The organism is Pseudorhodoferax soli (assembly GCF_003337555.1).
Taxonomy (GTDB): domain Bacteria; phylum Pseudomonadota; class Gammaproteobacteria; order Burkholderiales; family Burkholderiaceae_C; genus Pseudorhodoferax; species Pseudorhodoferax soli.
In genome coordinates, this window is sequence record NZ_QPJK01000003.1 from 256673 (window position 1) to 274452 (window position 17780).

A 17780-nucleotide genomic window follows, 5' to 3' on the forward strand; every position below is an offset into this window, starting at 1 on the left:
TTTCAGCTGAATGGTACGATTCCGGTAACAAATAGAAACCGCACTGCGCAGTCCGCGTGGGAGCGCGAGGCAGGAGGTGTCCCCGATGCTCTATCTCCCGACTTCGCACGACCCCTGGGGCGTCCTGGCCTCGGTGGTGATCGCTGCGCTGGCGTCCTATGTCGCGCTCGACCTGGCGTCGCGCGTGCACCGGCCGGAGCGCCTGGCAGCGCTGCTCTGGGCAATGGGTGGTTCGCTGGTGATGGGCGTCGGCATCTGGTCCATGCACTTCATCGGCATGCTGGCGTTCTCCCTGCCGACCCAGCTCGGCTACAGCCACGGCCTGACCCTCGCATCGCTGTGCGCCGCCGTGCTGACGTCCGCCGTGGCACTCGGCGTGGCCAGCCAGCGGCGGCTGGACGCCACCCGGCTGGTGGCCGGTGCGCTGGTCATGGGCATGGGCATCTGCACCATGCACTACGCCGGCATGGCCGCCCTGGACATGTCGCCCGCCATCGTCTGGGACGCGGCCTGGGTGCTGGCCTCGGCGACGATCGCCGTCGTGGCCTCGGGCGTGGCGCTGTGGCTGTTCTTCTGGCTGCGCAGCTTCGACGACCTGCGGCGCAGGCCCTACCAGTTCGGCGCGGCCGCGGTGATGGGCCTGGCGATCTCGGGCATGCACTACACCGGCATGCAGGCCGCGGCCTTTCCGGAAGGAACGCTATGCCTCAGCGCGGATGCATTGGGCGGCTCCGCCCTGGCGGTGGCGGTGGGCCTGGTCTGTGCCGTGCTGCTGGCAGCGACGCTGGTTCTGGCCGCGCTGGACAGCCGCGTGCAGCGCGACAACGCATCGCTCGGAGCCGCCCATGCGCGGTTGCGTTCGGTGGAGTCGGCCAATGACGCGCTGCACCGGCGCGTGTTCAGCGATGCGCTGACCGGTCTGCCGAACCGCCTGCTGTTCGAGGACAGGTTGCTGCACGCGCTGCAGCGGCACGACCGGGCGGCCGAACGCGGCGGCGGACGCAAGCCGGAGAAGATCGGCGTGCTGTTCGTCGACCTGGACGGCTTCAAGCCCGTCAACGACACCTATGGCCATGCCGCCGGCGATGCGGTGCTCAGGGAGGCGGGCGAGCGCCTGCAGCGGCTCGCGCGCAACAGCGACACCGTGGCGCGCATGGGCGGCGACGAATTCCTGCTGCTGGTGGAGGATGCCGGCAGCGTGGCCGACTGCATGGCGCTGGCCGGCCGCGTGGTGCAGGCGCTGGACGCTCCTTTTCTGGCTGCCGGGCGCACTGTCCGGGTGGCCGGCTCGGTCGGCGTGGCGGTCTATCCGGAGCACGGCCAGCGCGACAAGCTGGTGGCCAATGCCGATGCGGCGATGTACGCCGCCAAGCGCAACGGCGGCAACGGCTGCGCCCTGTTCGAGGCGCACATGGACCTCAATGCCGGCGAGCAGATGAGCCTGCTGAACGACCTGCGCCAAGCCGTGGCGCGCGGCCAGCTGGCCTTGCACTACCAGCCCAAGGTCGACGGGCAGCGCGGGGTGGTCCACGGCGTGGAGGCGCTGCTGCGCTGGCAGCATCCGGTGCGCGGGCTGGTGGAGCCGGACCGCTTCATCACGCTGGCCGAGCGCTTCGGCCTCATCAACCAGTTGGGCGCGTGGGTCATCGAGGAGGCCTGCCGCCAGATGGCGGCCTGGGCCCGCGAGGGGTTGCACATGCGCGTGTCCATCAACCTGTCGGTGCACCAGCTGCGTGAGAGCGACCTCGTGCAGCGCATCGCCCAGGCGCTGCAGAACCATGCCGTGCCGGCCTCGCAGCTGCTGTGCGAGATCACCGAGTCGGTGGCGATGGAAGACGTGCAGGAAACGCAGCGCGTGTTCGACGACCTGGCGCGCGTCGGCGTGTTCCTGGCCATCGACGACTTTGGCGTGGGCTATTGCAGCCTGAGCTACCTGCGCCAGTTGCCGGCGCACCAGCTCAAGATCGACCGCAGCTTCGTGCAGGACCTGGAGCAAAGCCAGGATGCGCGTGCCGTGGTGGATGCCGTGATCCGGCTCGCGCATGCGCTCGGCCTGCGCGTGGTCGCAGAAGGCGTGGAGACCGCCGGCCAGAGCCAGATCCTGCTGCAGATGGGTTGCGACGAACTGCAGGGCTTCCACTTCGCCCGGCCGATGCCGGCCGATGCGCTGCTGGCCTGGGCGCGCGGCCAGCAGACGGCCCAGCCGCCGCTGGTGTTCTCCGCGTCCGTGCTGGGCGCGCTGTAGAGCGCGGCTCGGGCGGCCTCAGCGGTTGCGCGACTTCATCGCGCGCTCGACCTCGCGCTTGCCTTCGCGGTCCTTGATGGTGTCGCGCTTGTCGTGCTCGGCCTTGCCCTTGGCCAGCGCGATCTCGCACTTCACGCGGCCGTCCTTCCAGTGCAGGTTGAGCGGCACCAGCGTGTAGCCCTTTTGCTCGATCTTGCCCGTGAGGCGCTTAATCTGCTCCTTGTGCAGCAGCAGCTTCTTGGTGCGCACGGCGTCGGGGTTCACGTGCGTGGAGGCCGAGCGCAGCGGATTGATCTGGCAGCCGACGATGAACATCTCGCCGTCGCGCACGATCACATAGCCATCGGTCAGCTGCACCTTGCCTTCGCGCAAGGCCTTCACTTCCCAGCCTTCCAGCACCATGCCGGCCTCGTACTTCTCCTCGAAGAAGTAGTTGAAGGCGGCCTTCTTGTTGTCGGCGATGCGGGAGGAAGTTGCTTGGGGTTTCTTGGCCATGGCCTGTGCAGGTGGGGACAAATGCCTGCGAAGCAAGCCTGTCTAGAATCCGGCGGAACCCGTGATTCTATGAAAACCGTCCAGAAGTCCGTCCTGATCTGGTACAGCGCCGAGCAGATGTTCGATCTGGTGGCCCAGGTCGACCAATATCCCCAGTTCCTGCCCTGGTGCGACCGGGCCGCCGTGCTCGAGCGCCATGCAGACGGCATGACGGCCGAGGTCGGCATCGCCTTTGCCGGCATCCACCAGGGATTCACCACGCGCAACACCCATGTGCCGGGCCGGCAGATCGCCATGCGGCTGGTCAAGGGGCCGTTCTCCAAGCTCGAGGGCGACTGGAGCTTCCAGCCCGTAGGCGACGGCACGCAGGGCGCCTGCCGCGTCGGCCTGGAGCTGCGCTACGGCTTTTCCAGCATGGCGCTGGCGGCCGTGGTCGGCCCGGTGTTCGACCGCATCGCGGGCAGCCTGGTCGACGCCTTCGTCAAGCGTGCCGAGCAGGTCTACGGCGGATGACGCCCTCCATCAGCGTCGAGGTGGTGGCGGCGGCCGGGCCGCGGCAGGTGGTCGAGGCCCGTCTGCAGCTGCCGGCCGGCGCCTGCCTGGCCGATGCCTTGCAAGCCGCGCAGGCCCTGGCGGAATTCGGGGGCCTGGTGCTGGCCGAGATGCCGACCGGCATCTGGGGGCGCAAGGCGATGCCCGCGCAGCGCTTGCATGAGGGCGACCGCGTCGAGTGCTACCGGCCTTTGCTGGTGGACCCCAAGGTGGCGCGGCGCGAGCGGTTCGCGCAGCAGGGCGCACGCGCGACAGGCCTGTTCGCCAAGCGCCGGCCTGGCGCCAAGGCCGGTTACTGAAGCTGGGCGTTGCGCGCGCAGTCGCGTGCGATGACGTCCTGCGTACGGCGCGTCTCGGCGGCACGCTGCGCATCGTCGAGGAACTCGCGCTCGCCCTGGGCGGTGGTGCGCGTGATGCGGATGCCCGAATCCAGGCTGGCCTTGTTTTGCCGGGCACGCGCGCAGTTCTCGGCACGGGCCTTGGCCTGCACCTCCTGGGCGGCCTTCTGCTTGGCGGCTTCTGCGGCCTCGGCCTGTTGGCGACGCTGCTCGAGCTCCTTGTCCTGGCCGCTGGGCGGGGCGGGCGTGGCGGAGGCTGCAAGCGCTGCAACTGCAGCCGGCGCGGGCGCCACCGCACGTGCCGCGCCGCTGGGCCGTTGCACGATGTTCTTTTCGGGGATGTCGGCCGGCGGCGGTCGGTCGCTGAACACGGCCTTGCCGTTGGCGTCGCGCCACATCCATTGGGCCGCAGCCGGCATGGACAAGGCTGTTCCCAGGATCAGCAACAGAGCAACCACGGTGCGCATCGGGCCAGTGTAGCGGCCGGTTTCCGCGCGAATCGCACCCGGGTACAATCTTTTTTTTGGAGCTTTCTCATGCGCCTCCTCGGAAAAGCGCTCACCTTCGACGATGTGTTGTTGGTGCCGGCGTTCTCCCAAGTCCTGCCCAAGGACACCTCCCTCGCGACCCGTTTCTCCCGCAACATTGCCTTGAACCTGCCTCTGGTGTCCGCCGCCATGGACACGGTGACCGAGGCGCGCCTGGCCATCGCCATCGCGCAAGAGGGCGGCATGGGCATCGTGCACAAGAACCTCACGGCCCAGCAGCAGGCGGCCGAGGTGGCGCGCGTCAAGCGCTACGAATCCGGCGTGCTGCGCGACCCGGTCGTCATCACCGCCGACCACACGGTGCTGCAGGTCATGCAGCTGTCCGACGAACTCGGCATCTCGGGGTTCCCGGTGCTCGAGGGCGGCAAGGTCATCGGCATCGTGACCGGCCGCGACCTGCGCTTCGAGACGCGCTACGACGTCAAGGTGCGCGACATCATGACGCCGCGCGAGCGCCTCATCACCGTGCCGGACGGCACCACGCTGGTGGACGCCAAGGCGCTGCTGAACAAGCACAAGCTCGAACGCCTGCTGGTCGTCAACGACGCCTTCGAGCTCAAGGGCCTGATCACGGTGAAGGACATCACCAAGCAGACCAGCTTCCCCAACGCCGCGCGTGATGCCTCGGGCCGCCTGCGTGTCGGCGCGGCTGTCGGCGTGGGCGAGGGCACCGAGGAGCGTGTCGAGGCCCTGGTCAAGGCCGGCGTCGACGCCATCGTGGTCGACACCGCCCACGGCCACAGCAAGGGCGTGATCGAGCGCGTGCGCTGGGTCAAGCAGAACTACCCGCAGGTCGACGTGGTCGGCGGCAACATCGCCACCGGCGCGGCCGCGCTGGCGCTGGTGGAAGCCGGCGCCGATGCGGTCAAGGTCGGCATCGGCCCCGGCTCGATCTGCACCACGCGCATCGTGGCCGGTGTCGGCGTGCCGCAGATCATGGCGGTGGACAACGTCGCCACGGCACTGGCCGGCTCGGGCGTCCCGCTGATCGCCGACGGCGGCATCCGCTACAGCGGTGACATCGCCAAGGCGATCGCCGCCGGTGCCCACACCGTGATGATGGGCGGCATGTTCGCCGGCACCGAGGAGGCGCCCGGCGAGGTCATCCTGTTCCAGGGCCGCAGCTACAAGAGCTACCGCGGCATGGGCAGCATCGGCGCCATGCAGCAAGGCAGCGCAGACCGCTACTTCCAGGAATCGACCACCGGCAACCCCAACGCCGACAAGCTCGTGCCCGAGGGCATCGAAGGCCGCGTGCCCTACAAGGGCTCGATGATCTCCATCGTCTACCAGATGGCCGGCGGCGTGCGCGCCAGCATGGGCTACTGCGGTTGCGCCAGCATCGAGGAGATGCGCAGCAAGGCCGAGTTCGTCGAGATCACCACGGCCGGCATCCGCGAGAGCCACGTGCACGACGTGCAGATCACCAAGGAAGCGCCGAACTATCGGGCAGAATGATCCGCGCCTCTCAACCGTATACAAGGAGCGATTCATGGGTCTGATGTCTTTCATCAAGGAAGCTGGCGAGAAACTGTTCGGCAAGAAGCCCGAGGTGGCCGCGGCCGCCGCCGAGCCCAGCAGCCAGGACAAGCTGGCGGCTGCGAACGCGGTGGCCTCCAAGGCCATCGGCGACTACATCCGCGCGCAGAACCTGCCGGCCGATGCGCTGACGATCGCCTTCGATGGCGCGAGCCAGATCGTCACCGTGTCCGGAACGGTGCCTACGCAGGAGATCAAGGAAAAGATCGTCCTGTGCTGCGGCAACGTGGAGGGCGTCGTCGGTGTCAACGACGAGATCGTTTCGACCGAGCCGGCCGACCTGAGCCAGTACCACACCGTGGTGCGCGGCGACACGCTGTCGGCCATCGCCAAGAAGTTCTACGGCAACGCCAACGCCTATCCCAAGATCTTCGAGGCCAACAAGCCGATGCTCTCGCACCCGGACAAGATCTATCCAGGCCAGGTGCTGCGCATTCCCCCGCAGGCCTGATTCCCCCGCATCTCCACGGCACGGGCAGCACACGCTGCCCGTTTCACTTTCGCAAGCCATGAACCACGACAAGATCCTCATCCTCGACTTCGGCTCCCAGGTCACGCAGCTGATCGCACGGCGCGTGCGCGAGGCGCATGTGCTCAGCGAAGTGCACCCCTGCGACGTGACGGACGAATGGGTGCGCGCCTACGCGGCCGACGGCCACTTGAAGGGTGTGATCCTGTCGGGCAGCCATGCCAGCGTCTACGAGGACACGACGGACAAGGCACCCCAGGCCGTGTTCGAGCTCGGCGTTCCGGTCCTGGGCATCTGCTACGGCATGCAGACCATGGCGCACCAGCTGGGCGGCAAGGTGGAGGGTGGCCACAAGCGTGAGTTCGGCTTTGCGTCGGTGCGCGCCCGCGGGCACACGAAGTTGTTCGATGGCATCCAGGACTTCGCCACGCCCGAAGGGCACGGCATGCTGGACGTCTGGATGAGCCATGGCGACAAGGTCACCGAGCTGCCGCCGGGCTTCAAGCTCATGGCCTCGACCGACAGCTGCCCCATCGCCGGCATGGCCGACGAGGCGCGCCGCTTCTATGCCGTGCAGTTCCACCCCGAGGTCACGCACACGAAGCAGGGCCACGCGATCCTGGAGCGCTTCGTGCGCGGCATCTGCGCGGCCGGGGCCGACTGGGTCATGAAGGACCACATCGCCGAAGCCGTCGAGAAGATCCGCGAGCAGGTCGGCGACGAGGAGGTGATCCTGGGCCTGTCCGGCGGTGTCGACTCCAGCGTCGCTGCTGCGCTGATCCACCGCGCGATCGGCGACCAGCTCACCTGCGTGTTCGTCGACCATGGCCTGCTGCGCCTGAACGAGGGCGACCTCGTGATGGACATGTTCGTCGGCAAGCTGCACGCCAAGGTCATCCGCGTCGACGCGAGCGACCTGTTCCTCGGCAAGCTGGCGGGCGTCAGCGACCCCGAGGCCAAGCGCAAGATCATCGGTGGCGAGTTCGTCGCCGTGTTCAAGCAGGAGGCCGCCAAGCTCGTGGGCGCAGGCGCCAAGGGCGCCAAGTGGCTGGCCCAGGGCACGATCTACCCCGACGTGATCGAGTCCGGCGGCGCCAAGAGCAAGAAGGCCGTCACCATCAAGAGCCACCACAACGTGGGCGGCCTGCCCGAACAGCTCGGCCTCAAGCTGCTGGAGCCCCTGCGCGACCTGTTCAAGGACGAGGTGCGCGAACTCGGCGTGGCGCTGGGCCTGCCGCCCGAGATGGTCTACCGCCACCCCTTCCCGGGCCCGGGCCTGGGCGTGCGCATCCTGGGTGAGGTCAAGAAGGAATACGCCGACCTGCTGCGCCGCGCCGACGCGATCTTCATCGAGGAGCTGCGCAACTTCCGCGACGACACGACGGGCAAGACCTGGTACGACCTCACCAGCCAGGCCTTCACGGTGTTCCTGCCCGTCAAGAGCGTGGGCGTGATGGGCGACGGCCGCACCTACGACTACGTGGTCGCGCTGCGCGCCGTGCAGACCAGCGACTTCATGACGGCCGACTGGGCCGAGCTGCCCTATGCGCTGCTCAAGAAGGTCTCGAGCCGCATCATCAACGAGGTGCGCGGCATCAACCGCGTGACCTACGACGTGAGCAGCAAGCCGCCCGCGACCATCGAGTGGGAGTGAGCCAGGACGGCCTGTTCGGCGACGCCGCACCGGCGCCCGCGCCGCTGGAGCGGCCGGAACCGCCGGCGCCCGGCCATGCCTGCGCGCTGTTCTTCGCGCTGCAGCCCGAACCCGAGGACGCGCAGCGGCTGACGGCGCAGGCCGATGCGTTGCTGCAGGGCGCATCGGCTTACCGGGTGGCGCCAGAACGGCTGCACGTCTCACTGCATGGCCTGGGCGAGCATGCGCATGTGCCCGAGCGCCTGGTCGAGCAGGCACTGCGTGCCGGCCAGAGCCTGCACTTCCCGCCGATCGACCTGGCCTTTGACCGGTTGCTGAGCTTCGGCGCCGGCGACAGGCGCCCCGCCGTGGTCGACAACGCCCGGCCCAACCAGGCCTTGCGCGACCTGCACCTGCAGTTGGGCATCGCGCTGGCCGACGCCGGCGTGCCGGTGCCCCAGCGCACGTTCGTCCCCCACCTGAGCCTGTGGTGGAGCCCGGTGGCGCTCGTCCCCACGGCCGTCGCGCCCACGCATTGGACGGCGCGCCGGCTGCGGCTGATCTGGAGCCATGTGGGCCGCAAGCAGTACCAGCGGATCGGCGACTGGCCGCTGGCCTGAGCATCGGCCGCCTGACCGGTTGGCGCGCTGGTCCGGCCCCTCCACAATCGCGGCCATGTCTCTCGCCGATACCCATTTGCGCCAGGTCCTCGCGGCGATGGCCGGGCCCGCCGCGCGCCCGCGTGAAGACCAGCTCGCCGCCGTGGCAGCGCTGGTCGAGCAACAGGCCCGCGTGCTCGTCGTGCAGGCCACCGGCTGGGGCAAGTCTGCGGTCTACTGGGCCGCGACCTCGGCCCTGCGCGCCACGGGAAAAGGCCCCACGCTGATCGTCTCGCCGCTGCTGGCGCTGATGCGCGACCAGGTCGACGCGGCCGCACGCGGCGGCTTGCGCGCGGCCACCATCAACTCGACCAACCTCGACGACTGGGACAGCGTCTTCGACGCCATCGCCGCCGACCGGCTGGACGTGCTGCTGGTCTCGCCCGAGCGGCTCGGCAATCCCGGCTTCGCACGGCGCCTGCCCCAGTTGCTCGCCACGACCGGCCTGGTCGTCATCGACGAGGCGCACTGCATCTCCGACTGGGGCTTCGACTTCCGGCCCGACTACCAGCGCCTGTCGAAGACGCTGCTGGGCATCGCGGCCGGCACGTCGGTGCTGGCAACGACCGCCACGGCCAACCAGCGCGTGACCGAGGACATCGCGCGCCAGCTGGGCCCGGACACGCAGACCTTCCGCGGCTCGCTCGCACGGTCCTCGCTGCGCTTGGCCGTGGTGCCCGGGCTGGGGCCGCTGGAGCGCCTGGCCTGGGTGGCCGATGCGCTGGACACCTTTGCGGGCTCGGGCATCGTCTACGCGCTGACAGTGGCCGAGACCGAGCGGCTGGCCGGCTTCCTGCAGTCCTGCGGCTTCGAGGTCGCGGCCTACCACGGCGGGCTGGAGACTGCGGCGCGCCAGCACGTCGAGGACGCGCTGCGCCGCAACGCGCTCAAGGCCGTGGTGGCCACGTCCGCGCTGGGCATGGGCTACGACAAGCCCGACCTGGCCTTCTGCATCCACGTCGGCTCGCCGTCCTCGCCGGTGGCCTACTACCAGCAGGTGGGCCGCGCCGGCCGCGCGCTGGACGATGCCGTGGCCGTGCTGCTGCCGGCCGAGACCGACGAGCGCATCTGGGCCTACTTCGCCACGGCCGGCGTGCCCGACGAGCGGCGCGTGGGCCAGATCCTCGGGGCGCTGGCCGGCGGCGCCCAGGGCCTGGTGGCGCTGGAGAACGCCACCGGCATCCGGCGCGGCCGGCTCGAAGGGCTGCTCAAGATCCTGGCCGTGGAAGAGGTGGTGCAGCGCGAGGGCCCGGCATGGGCGCTGACCGGCCAGCCCTGGACTTTCGATGCACAGCGCTGGCAGGCGTTGGGCGCGGTGCGGCAGCGCGAGGCGGGCCTCATGCGGGCGTTCGCCGCCGGGCAGGGCTGCCTGATGCGCTTCCTGCAAGAGGCACTGGACGACCCCGCGCCCAGCGACTGCGGCCGCTGCAGCGTGTGCACGGGCCGCCTGCCGGCGCCAGGCGCGCAGCCCGGCGCAGCGCGCGTGGAGGCTGCGCGCGCCTACGCGCGCGGGCAGGACGTGGTGATCGAGCCGCGCAAGCTCTGGCCCACGGGCGGTGCGCGCAAGGGCCGCATCACGGGTTGCGGTGAAGGCCGCGCGCTGGCCTTCGCCGACGATCCCGGCTGGGCCGATGCGCTGCTGCCGCTGTTCGCAGCCGTCGATGCCGAGGCACCGGAACCCGTGCTGGACGGCGTGGTGGCCGTGCTCGGCCGCTGGCGGCGCAGCTGGGGCACGCGGCCGGTGGCCGTGGTGCCCATGCCCTCGGCCACGCATCCCCGGCTGGTGGCATCGGTGGCCGCGCACGTGGCGCAGGTGGGGCGGCTGCAGCTTGTCGATGCCTTGCGGCTGGCCGGGCCGTTGCCGGATGCCGATCTCGCATCCGGCGCCAAGGTGGCCGCGCTGAACCGGGCGCTGGCGCTGCAGCCTGGGATCGATGTACCGCAAGGGCCGCTGCTGCTCGTCGCCGACCGCTACCGCAGCGGCTGGGCTGTGACGGTGGCCGCGGCACTGCTGCGCGAGGCGGGTGCCGGGGCGGTGCTGCCGCTGGTGTTGCACCAGGCGCCTTGAGCTGACCGACACCGTGCCAGCCGTTGCGGCCGATGCCTGCCTGATCCGCCTGGCTGAATTGTGCGCGCCGTCGAGAGGGCAGACGCGCGACGGCGACTTCCACGCGCCAGGCAGCCGGGTTGAAAAGCTGTCCCTGCGGACCCACGTGAGGAGTCCGAAGGCAACGAACTGGAACCGAAGATGCCCTACACCAAGTCTCCTGAAGCCATCGCCCAGCTCACGCCCGAGCAGTTCCGCGTGACCCAGCGCAGCGGCACCGAACGCCCCGGCACGGGCGAGTACCTGGACAACCACGCGCCGGGCATCTATGTGGACATCGTCTCGGGCGAGCCGCTGTTCGCGTCGTCCGACAAGTTCGAGTCGGGCTGCGGCTGGCCGAGCTTCACCAAGCCCATCGTGCCGGCGTACGTGAACGAGCTGCGCGACGCGAGCCACGGCATGGTGCGCACCGAGGTCCGTTCGGTCCACGGGGACAGCCACCTCGGGCACGTCTTCCCCGACGGCCCGGCCGACCGCGGCGGCCTGCGCTACTGCATCAATTCGGCCTCGCTGCGCTTCGTGCACCGCGAGAACATGCAGGCCCAGGGCTATGGCGAGTACCTGAACCAGGTCGAGGAGGTTTGAGATGGCGACCGAACGCGCAGTGCTGGCGGGTGGCTGCTTCTGGGGCATGCAGGACCTGATCCGCAAGATGCCGGGCGTCGTGTCCACGCGGGTGGGCTACTCGGGCGGCGACGTGCCGAACGCTACATACCGCAACCACGGCACCCATGCCGAGGCCATCGAGATCGTGTTCGACCCGGCCGTGCTGAGCTACCGGCGCCTGCTCGAATTCTTCTTCCAGATCCACGACCCGACGACGCCGAACCGGCAGGGCAACGACCGCGGGTTATCCTACCGCTCGGCGATCTACTTCGCATCCGATGCCCAGCGGCGCGAAGCGCTCGACACCATCCAGGACGTCGAGGCGTCGGGCCTGTGGCCGGGCAAGGTGGTCACGGAGGTGGCGCCAGTGGGGGACTTCTGGCAGGCAGAGCCGGAGCACCAGGACTACCTGGAGCAACACCCCGGCGGCTACACCTGCCACTTCGTACGGCCCGGCTGGGTCTTGCCGCGGCGCGGCGCGGCCTGACGTCTAGCCGCCCTGCGACAGCCGGTACAGGAAGCGCGCCGTAGCGATCGCCCGGGCTGGCCACGCGCGCGTTGTGGGGCTGTGATTCCAGGTCGCCCCATTCGGGCTGGCATGGGCGGCGCCATGCCCCTTCAGCGGCGGGTACGCCGTTCCCCGTACTCGAAGATGCCCATGCCGGCCAGCATGGCCAGCACGAACACGGCCGCCTTGGCCTCGCCCATGCCCAACGCGACGAGCGCCGGCCCCGGGCAGAAGCCGGCCAGGCCCCAGCCGATGCCGAACACGAGGCCGCCCAGCACCAGGCGCCGGTCGATGCCATGGCCTTGCGGCAGCTGCATCGGCAGGCCGAGCAGGCTGCGCGTGCGCCGCCTGGCCAAGGTGAAGGCGACCAGGCCAACGGCGATGGCCCCGGCCATCACGAACGCCAGCGAAGGGTCCCAGGCCCCCGCGAGGTCCAGGAACCCCAGCACCTTGGCCGGATCGGCCATGCCGGACACGAGCAGGCCCAGGCCGAAGACCAGGCCCGCGAGCAGCGCGGTGACGAGGGGCATGGCGGGTGCCTCAGCCGTTCACCACGTGGCGCACCACGTAGACGGTGGCGAAGCCCGCGCCCATGAAAGCCAGCGTGGCGACCAGCGAGCGCAACGACAGACGCGACAGGCCGCACACGCCGTGACCGCTGGTGCAGCCCGCGCCGTAGCGCGTGCCCAGGCCGACCAGCAAGCCGGCTGCCACGAGCGTGGCCCAGCCGGCATCGATCTGCGGCCGGGGCAGGGCGGCGGCGAGGGCGTAGACCATGGGCGCGGCAAGCAGCCCGGCCAAGAAGGCCAGCCGCCAGCCCACACCCTCTGCGGACGGGCGCAGCAGTCCGCCCAGAACGCCGCTGATGCCAGCGATGCGGCCGTTGCAGAGCACCAGGATCGCGGCCGCCAGGCCGATCAGGGCGCCGCCGGCCAGCGCGGCGTAAGGGGTGAACGTGTTCCAGGCGATGGTCAAAGGGCGCTCCTCGGGCAGCAAGACGATTGCCCACTGTAGAAGATCGGCCGGCCCGACGGGCAGGGACGCGCGGCTGCATGTGCCGCCGAGGAAAAACGGCCACCGCAAGGTGGCCGTCGAGGCGCAAGTCCTTGGAAATGCTCAGTGCGCCGAAGCCGTCGAAGCCCCCAGGCCGGTCTCCGAGCGCACCTGCTGCGCCGCGAACAGCGGACGTTCCTTCTGGGCCTGGCGGCTCTTGTCGGTGACCGAGAACAGCCAGATGCCGACGAAGCCGATGGTCATCGAGAACAGCGCCGGCGATGCATAGGGAAAGGGGGCCGAGCCGGCCGGGTGGCCCAGCGTGGCCTCCCAGACCGAGGGCGACAGGATCGTCAGGCCAACCGAGGAGATCAGCCCCAGGAAGCCGCCGACCACTGCGCCGCGCGTCGTGCAGTCCTTCCACATGATCGACAGGAACAGCACCGGGAAATTCGCCGAGGCCGCCACCGCGAAGGCCAGCGAGACCATGAAGGCGATGTTCTGCTTCTCGAACGCGATGCCCAGCACCACGGCCACCACGCCGAGCGCGAGCGTGGTGATGCGCGAGACGCGCAGCTCGGACGCGCTGTCGGCCTTGCCGTGCTTGACCAGCGTGGCATAGATGTCGTGCGAGACCGCCGATGCGCCCGACAGCGTGAGCCCGGCCACCACCGCGAGGATGGTGGCGAAGGCCACGGCCGAGATGAAGCCGTAGAACACGTTGCCGCCGATGGCCTTGGCCACCAGCACGGCCGCCATGTTGGACGCGCCGGCACCACCGTGGATGACGCCCGTCACGGTGTCGGCGAACTCCGGATTGGTCAGCACCAGTGTGATCGCGCCGAAGCCGATGATGAAGATCAGCAGGTAGAAGTAGCCGATCCAGACCGTGGCCCAGCCCACCGACTTGCGTGCTTCCTTGGCGTCGGGCACGGTGAAGAAGCGCATCAGGATGTGCGGCAGGCCGGCGGTGCCGAACATCAGCGCCATGCCGAACGAGATCGCCGAGATCGGGTCTTTCACGAAGCCGCCCGGCCCCATGATGGACAGCCCGATGGACGCGGCCTCCTGCGGCGTCTTGCCGGTGTTGGATGCGATCTGCGTGCGCACCTCGACCGACCGGGCGAACAGCGCCTCGAACGAGAAGCCGAACTGCGCCAGCACCATGATGGCCATGAAGGTCACGCCCGACAGGAGCAGGCAGGCCTTGATGATCTGCACCCAGGTGGTGGCCGTCATGCCGCCGAACAGCACGTAGACCATCATGAGCACGCCCACGATGACCACCGCCATCCAGTAGTCCAGGCCGAACAGCAGCTTGATGAGCTGGCCCGCGCCGACCATCTGGGCGATCAGGTAGAAGGCCACGACGACCAGCGTGCCGGAGGCCGCGAACGCGCGGATCGGGCCCGGTTTGAAGCGGTAGCCGGCCACATCGGCAAAGGTGAACTTGCCCAGGTTGCGCAGCCGCTCGGCCATCAGGAAGGTCAGGATGGGCCAGCCCACGAGGAAGCCGATCGCGTAGATCAGGCCGTCGTAGCCGGTGGCCATGACGGCCGCCGAGATGCCCAGGAAGGAGGCGGCCGACATGTAGTCACCCGCGATCGCCAGCCCGTTCTGAAAGCCCGTGATGCCGCCGCCCGCGGTGTAGAAGTCGGAGGCCGACTTGGTGCGGCCTGCGGCCCACTTGGTGATGTAGAGCGTTCCCAGCACGAAGACCGAGAACATGCCGATCGCGATCCAGTTGGTGGGCTGCTTGGCGGCCTGGCCGATGTCGCCGCCGGCCGCGTGTGCAAGGGCGGCGCAGGCAGCGAGCGCCAGCGCGAAGAAGGTGTTGCGGCGCGCGTTCATGGTGTGGCGTCCTTCAGGATCTGGGCGGTCTCTCGGTCGTACTCGCCGTTGGCGCGGCGGATGTAGAGCAGCGTGATGAGGATGGTGAACACGATGACGCCGAGGCCGATCGGGATGCCGATGCTCGTGACGCCGCTGCCGATGGCCTGGGCCAGAAAGGGCTTGTCGAAGGCGATGAGTCCGATGTAGCCGTAGTAGACGACCAGCATCAAAACCGTCAGCGTCCAGCCGAAACGGCTGCGTTTGCGCCGCAGCGCCTGGTATCGGGGGTGGGACTGGATGCGTTGCACCACGTCCGCCATGTCCTTGGCCATGCTTGTCTCCAGGTAGTGTTCCTGGTGCGCATCTTCTGCCTGGCATGCCGGCTTGCGGTGGCGGCGCAACCATTCGTCATATGGGGCCGCGAGATCGCGCTTACTCCCAGCTGACATCCGCCGCGAACAGGTAGCCCGCGCCGTAGACGGTCTTGATGATGGTGGGCTCGTGCGCGTCGGGTTCGATCTTCTTGCGCAACCGCGAGATGCGCACGTCGATGCTGCGGTCGGTCGGCGAGAGGTCGCGCTCGCCCATCAGTTGCTCGCGCGTGAGGATCTGGTGCGGGCGCTCGACGAAGCAGCGCAGTACCTGGGTCTCGGCCGTGCCCAGCAGGTGTTCGCTGCCATCGGGCGCACGCAGCACATTGGCCGCGCAATCGATGCGCCAGCCCAAAAAGTTGGCGTAGCGGCGCTGGCCCGGTGCGCTGCCAGCGGCCAGGCTGCGCCGGCGCAGGATGCTGCGCACGCGCGCGACGAGTTCGCGCGACTCGAAGGGCTTGGTCACGTAGTCGTCGCCGCCGAGCTCCAGGCCCATCACGCGGTCGGCCGTGTGCCCGCGGCCGGTCAGGATCAGCACGCCGGCGCTGGATGCCGCGGCGATGCGGCGCATGAGGTCCAGGCCGTCCATGTCGGGCAGGCCCAGGTCGACGATGCACAGGTCGGGCTTCTCGAACTGCAGGCGGCGCAGCACGGCGCCCCCCGTGCCGAACACCTCGCAGGCGAAGCCGAAGTCGCGCAGCGCCGTCAGCACGAGCTTGGCCACGTCGGCATCGTCCTCGATCACATAGACCAGGGCGGGCGGGGCGCTGGCGTCGTTGCCGGCGCGGTGGTGTGTCTCGGCACTCATGTTTTTCCCTGTTCGATGGCGGCGGCCAGTTGCTCTGTGGTGAACGGCTTGCGCAGCAAAGGGCTGCCCGCATCGCGCGGCCAGTCGTCGGGCACGTTGCCGGTCATGATGACCACCGCCTTCGCGCAGCGGCTGTCGCGCGCAGCCCGGGCGAGCTGCACGCCGTCCAGCGGGCCGGCCATCACGAGATCGGTCAGCACCAGCGCGATGTCGGGCGTGGCGGCCAGGAGCTTGCGGGCTTCCGCCAGGTGCTCGGCCTCCAGCACCACATAGCCGAGTTCGAGCAGGTTGCGCCGCACCACGCGGCGCACCTGGGCATCGTCGTCCACGAGCAGGGCCAGGCCGCGCTGGCGCGGCGCGGCGCGCGCGGCGGGCCGCTCCTGGCGCGGCGCCTCGGCCGGGGCCTGCGCCGCCGGCAGCCAGACCGACACCGTCGTGCCTTCCCCGGGTGCGCTGCGCGCGTCCACGGCGCCACCGGACTGCTTGATGAAGCCATAGACCACGGCCATGCCCAGGCCCGTGCCGCGGCCGCCGCGCTTGGTCGTGAAGAAGGGCTCGAACAGATGGGCCAGCGTGTGGGCGTCCATGCCGATGCCGTTGTCCTGCACGTCGATGCGGATCGCGTCGCCGGGAGAGAGTTGCAGGGGTGCGGCGGCGGCGGCATCGATGCGCGTGGCGCAGGCACGCAGGCGGATGCGCGCTTGCGGGCCCAGGGACTCGCAGGCGTCGCGCGCGTTGAGCACCATGTTGATGAGGGCTTGCTCGAGCAGCGTGGGGTCGATCCAGGTCCACAGCGGTTCGCTGCCGGTGTCGATCTCCAGTTGCAAGGCCTCGGGCAGCACGCGCCGCACGAGGCCGGCCACGGTGGCGAGCAGGGCGCCCACGCTGACCGAATGCGCCTCCAGCGGCTGGCGCCGTGCGAAGCTCATGAGGCCCTTGACCAGATCGGCACCGCGGCGTGCGGCGCCCAGCGCCGGCAGCACGTACTCCTGTGTGGCGGCGTCCTCGGGCTGGCTGCGCGCCAGCGCGTCGAGGTTGCCGATGACCACGGTCAGGATGTTGTTGAAGTCGTGCGCGAGACCGCCCGTCAGGTGGGTCAGCGACTCCAGCTTGTGCGCGCGCGCCAGCAGCACCTGGGCGCGCCGCTCCTCGGTGATGTCGAAGGTCAGCTCGAAGCAGCCGCTCACGCTGCCGTCGCGTGCGCGCTCGGGTACCAGCGAGGTGCGCACGATGCGGCGTTCGCCGTGGGCGGTCTGCAGTTCGTACTCGAAGCTCTGGGCCTGGCCGCGCAGCGCGCGGAGCACGCGTGGCCGCACACCCGCATAGACCGCATCGCCGAGGAAGGCGCGGGCGCTGGCCCGGTCCGGCGCGCTGGTGTCCACGCGGAACCAGTCGTGGTAGGCGCGGTTCAGGTAGCGGTAGGTGCGCCCGGCATCGAAGAAGCCCACGGCCGCGGGGATGGAGTCCATCACCAGGCGCATGCGGTGTTCGCTGCGCTGCAACTCGGCCGTGCGTTCGGCGACGCGGGCCTCCAGTTGCTCGGTGTGGGCGCGGATGGTGGCTTCGGCATGCCGCTCGGCCGTCACATCGGAGTACAGCGTGACGAAGCCATGGCCGGGCACCGGCTCGCCACGGATGCGCAGCACCTGGCCGCCCGGCCGCGTGCGCTCGATCTCGTGCGCGCGAAAGGCCCGCGCCGCCGCCACGCGTTCGGCCACGAGGGCGGCCGCGTTGCCCGGGCCGTAGTCGCCGCGCTGGGCGTTGTAGGCGATGAAGCTCTCGAACGGCGCGCCCACATAGCCCATGGCCTCGGGAAAGTCGAGCAGCTTCAGGTAGGCACGGTTCCAGGCCACGAGCCTGAGGTCGCGGTCGAAGATGGACAGACCGCGGTCCAGCAGGTCCAGGCCGGCCTGCAGCGTCAGGTAGCGCGCGAGCGGCGCGCTGGCGTCGGAGGACGGTTCGTGGGTGGGCATGGCGTCCGGGCGAGCGTAACGCTTGCAACGGTCCTGGGGCACGGTGCAAACATTTGTTAAGTTTGGGCCACGGTCGTGCAACGTTCCTGGTGGATGCTGGCGG

General features: G+C 69.6%; 18 protein-coding genes. 10 read left to right on the plus strand and 8 right to left on the minus strand.

What is annotated here, in order from left to right:
- Positions 1–85: 85 nt before the first annotated feature.
- A complete protein-coding gene (locus DES41_RS12875; RefSeq protein WP_114468049.1) occupies positions 86–2245 on the plus strand; it encodes a putative bifunctional diguanylate cyclase/phosphodiesterase in 2160 nt (719 codons plus the stop codon).
- Positions 2246–2263: 18 nt separating this feature from the next.
- Here DES41_RS12875 and smpB read toward each other — a convergent pair whose 3' ends face one another.
- On the minus strand, positions 2264–2740 hold the full coding sequence (smpB, locus tag DES41_RS12880; protein WP_056900867.1) for an SsrA-binding protein SmpB: 477 nt from the start codon (positions 2738–2740) through the stop codon (positions 2264–2266).
- A gap of 69 nt (positions 2741–2809) precedes the next feature.
- On the opposite strand from smpB, the gene DES41_RS12885 reads away from it, so the two are divergent.
- Positions 2810–3253 carry a type II toxin-antitoxin system RatA family toxin gene (locus DES41_RS12885; protein ID WP_114468050.1) on the plus strand — a complete coding sequence of 148 codons (444 nt, stop codon included), beginning with the start codon at positions 2810–2812 and terminating at the stop codon, positions 3251–3253.
- A complete protein-coding gene (locus DES41_RS12890) occupies positions 3250–3591 on the plus strand; it encodes an RnfH family protein (RefSeq protein ID WP_114468051.1) in 342 nt (113 codons plus the stop codon). Before DES41_RS12885 ends, DES41_RS12890 begins: the two co-directional genes overlap by 4 nt.
- Here DES41_RS12890 and DES41_RS12895 read toward each other — a convergent pair.
- On the minus strand, positions 3585–4097 hold the full coding sequence (locus tag DES41_RS12895) for a DUF4124 domain-containing protein (protein ID WP_114468052.1): 513 nt from the start codon (positions 4095–4097) through the stop codon (positions 3585–3587). The two genes, DES41_RS12890 and DES41_RS12895, sit on opposite strands and share 7 nt — an antisense overlap.
- A gap of 69 nt (positions 4098–4166) precedes the next feature.
- Between DES41_RS12895 and guaB the strand changes: the two genes are divergently transcribed.
- From guaB to msrA, 7 genes are all read left to right on the plus strand, one after another.
- Positions 4167–5636: an IMP dehydrogenase gene (gene guaB / locus DES41_RS12900; protein ID WP_114468053.1), complete on the plus strand. Its 1470-nt coding sequence runs from the start codon at positions 4167–4169 to the stop codon at positions 5634–5636.
- Positions 5637–5670: 34 nt separating this feature from the next.
- Positions 5671–6168 carry a peptidoglycan-binding protein LysM gene (lysM, locus tag DES41_RS12905; RefSeq protein WP_114468054.1) on the plus strand — a complete coding sequence of 166 codons (498 nt, stop codon included), beginning with the start codon at positions 5671–5673 and terminating at the stop codon, positions 6166–6168.
- Between the two features lie 58 nt (positions 6169–6226).
- Entirely contained in the window at positions 6227–7840 is a 1614-nt protein-coding gene (gene guaA / locus DES41_RS12910; protein ID WP_114468055.1) for a glutamine-hydrolyzing GMP synthase, read from the plus strand.
- Complete coding sequence (locus DES41_RS12915) at positions 7837–8439, plus strand: 2'-5' RNA ligase family protein (RefSeq protein ID WP_170168169.1); 603 nt, start codon at positions 7837–7839, stop codon at positions 8437–8439. The genes guaA and DES41_RS12915 overlap by 4 nt, the downstream gene beginning before the upstream one ends.
- A 55-nt stretch (positions 8440–8494) precedes the next feature.
- Positions 8495–10546 carry a RecQ family ATP-dependent DNA helicase gene (locus DES41_RS12920; RefSeq protein WP_114468057.1) on the plus strand — a complete coding sequence of 684 codons (2052 nt, stop codon included), beginning with the start codon at positions 8495–8497 and terminating at the stop codon, positions 10544–10546.
- 180 nt (positions 10547–10726) lie between these two features.
- Positions 10727–11170, plus strand: coding sequence for a peptide-methionine (R)-S-oxide reductase MsrB (gene msrB, locus DES41_RS12925; protein ID WP_114468058.1), 444 nt, complete (start codon positions 10727–10729; stop codon positions 11168–11170).
- Position 11171: 1 nt separating this feature from the next.
- The gene (gene msrA, locus DES41_RS12930) at positions 11172–11678 is read left to right on the plus strand and encodes a peptide-methionine (S)-S-oxide reductase MsrA (RefSeq protein WP_114468059.1); all 507 of its coding nucleotides are present in this window, start codon (positions 11172–11174) and stop codon (positions 11676–11678) included.
- 131 nt (positions 11679–11809) lie between these two features.
- Here msrA and DES41_RS12935 read toward each other — a convergent pair whose 3' ends face one another.
- The 6 genes from DES41_RS12935 to DES41_RS12960 all read right to left on the minus strand — a co-directional run bounded on the left by DES41_RS12935 (position 11810) and on the right by DES41_RS12960 (position 17677).
- Positions 11810–12229, minus strand: coding sequence for a YeeE/YedE family protein (locus DES41_RS12935; protein ID WP_114468060.1), 420 nt, complete (start codon positions 12227–12229; stop codon positions 11810–11812).
- Between the two features lie 10 nt (positions 12230–12239).
- On the minus strand, positions 12240–12674 hold the full coding sequence (locus DES41_RS12940; protein WP_114468061.1) for a YeeE/YedE family protein: 435 nt from the start codon (positions 12672–12674) through the stop codon (positions 12240–12242).
- A 141-nt stretch (positions 12675–12815) separates the two neighbouring features.
- A complete protein-coding gene (locus DES41_RS12945; RefSeq protein WP_114468062.1) occupies positions 12816–14543 on the minus strand; it encodes a cation acetate symporter in 1728 nt (575 codons plus the stop codon).
- Positions 14540–14857 (minus strand): DUF485 domain-containing protein, encoded by a 318-nt coding sequence (locus DES41_RS12950; RefSeq protein WP_425466359.1) that lies wholly within the window; start codon positions 14855–14857, stop codon positions 14540–14542. The genes DES41_RS12945 and DES41_RS12950 overlap by 4 nt, the downstream gene beginning before the upstream one ends.
- 100 nt (positions 14858–14957) lie before the next feature.
- Complete coding sequence (locus tag DES41_RS12955; protein ID WP_114468063.1) at positions 14958–15704, minus strand: response regulator transcription factor; 747 nt, start codon at positions 15702–15704, stop codon at positions 14958–14960.
- Positions 15701–17677 carry a hybrid sensor histidine kinase/response regulator gene (locus tag DES41_RS12960; protein WP_114468064.1) on the minus strand — a complete coding sequence of 659 codons (1977 nt, stop codon included), beginning with the start codon at positions 17675–17677 and terminating at the stop codon, positions 15701–15703. Before DES41_RS12960 ends, DES41_RS12955 begins: the two co-directional genes overlap by 4 nt.
- Between the last annotated feature and the right edge of the window lie 103 nt (positions 17678–17780).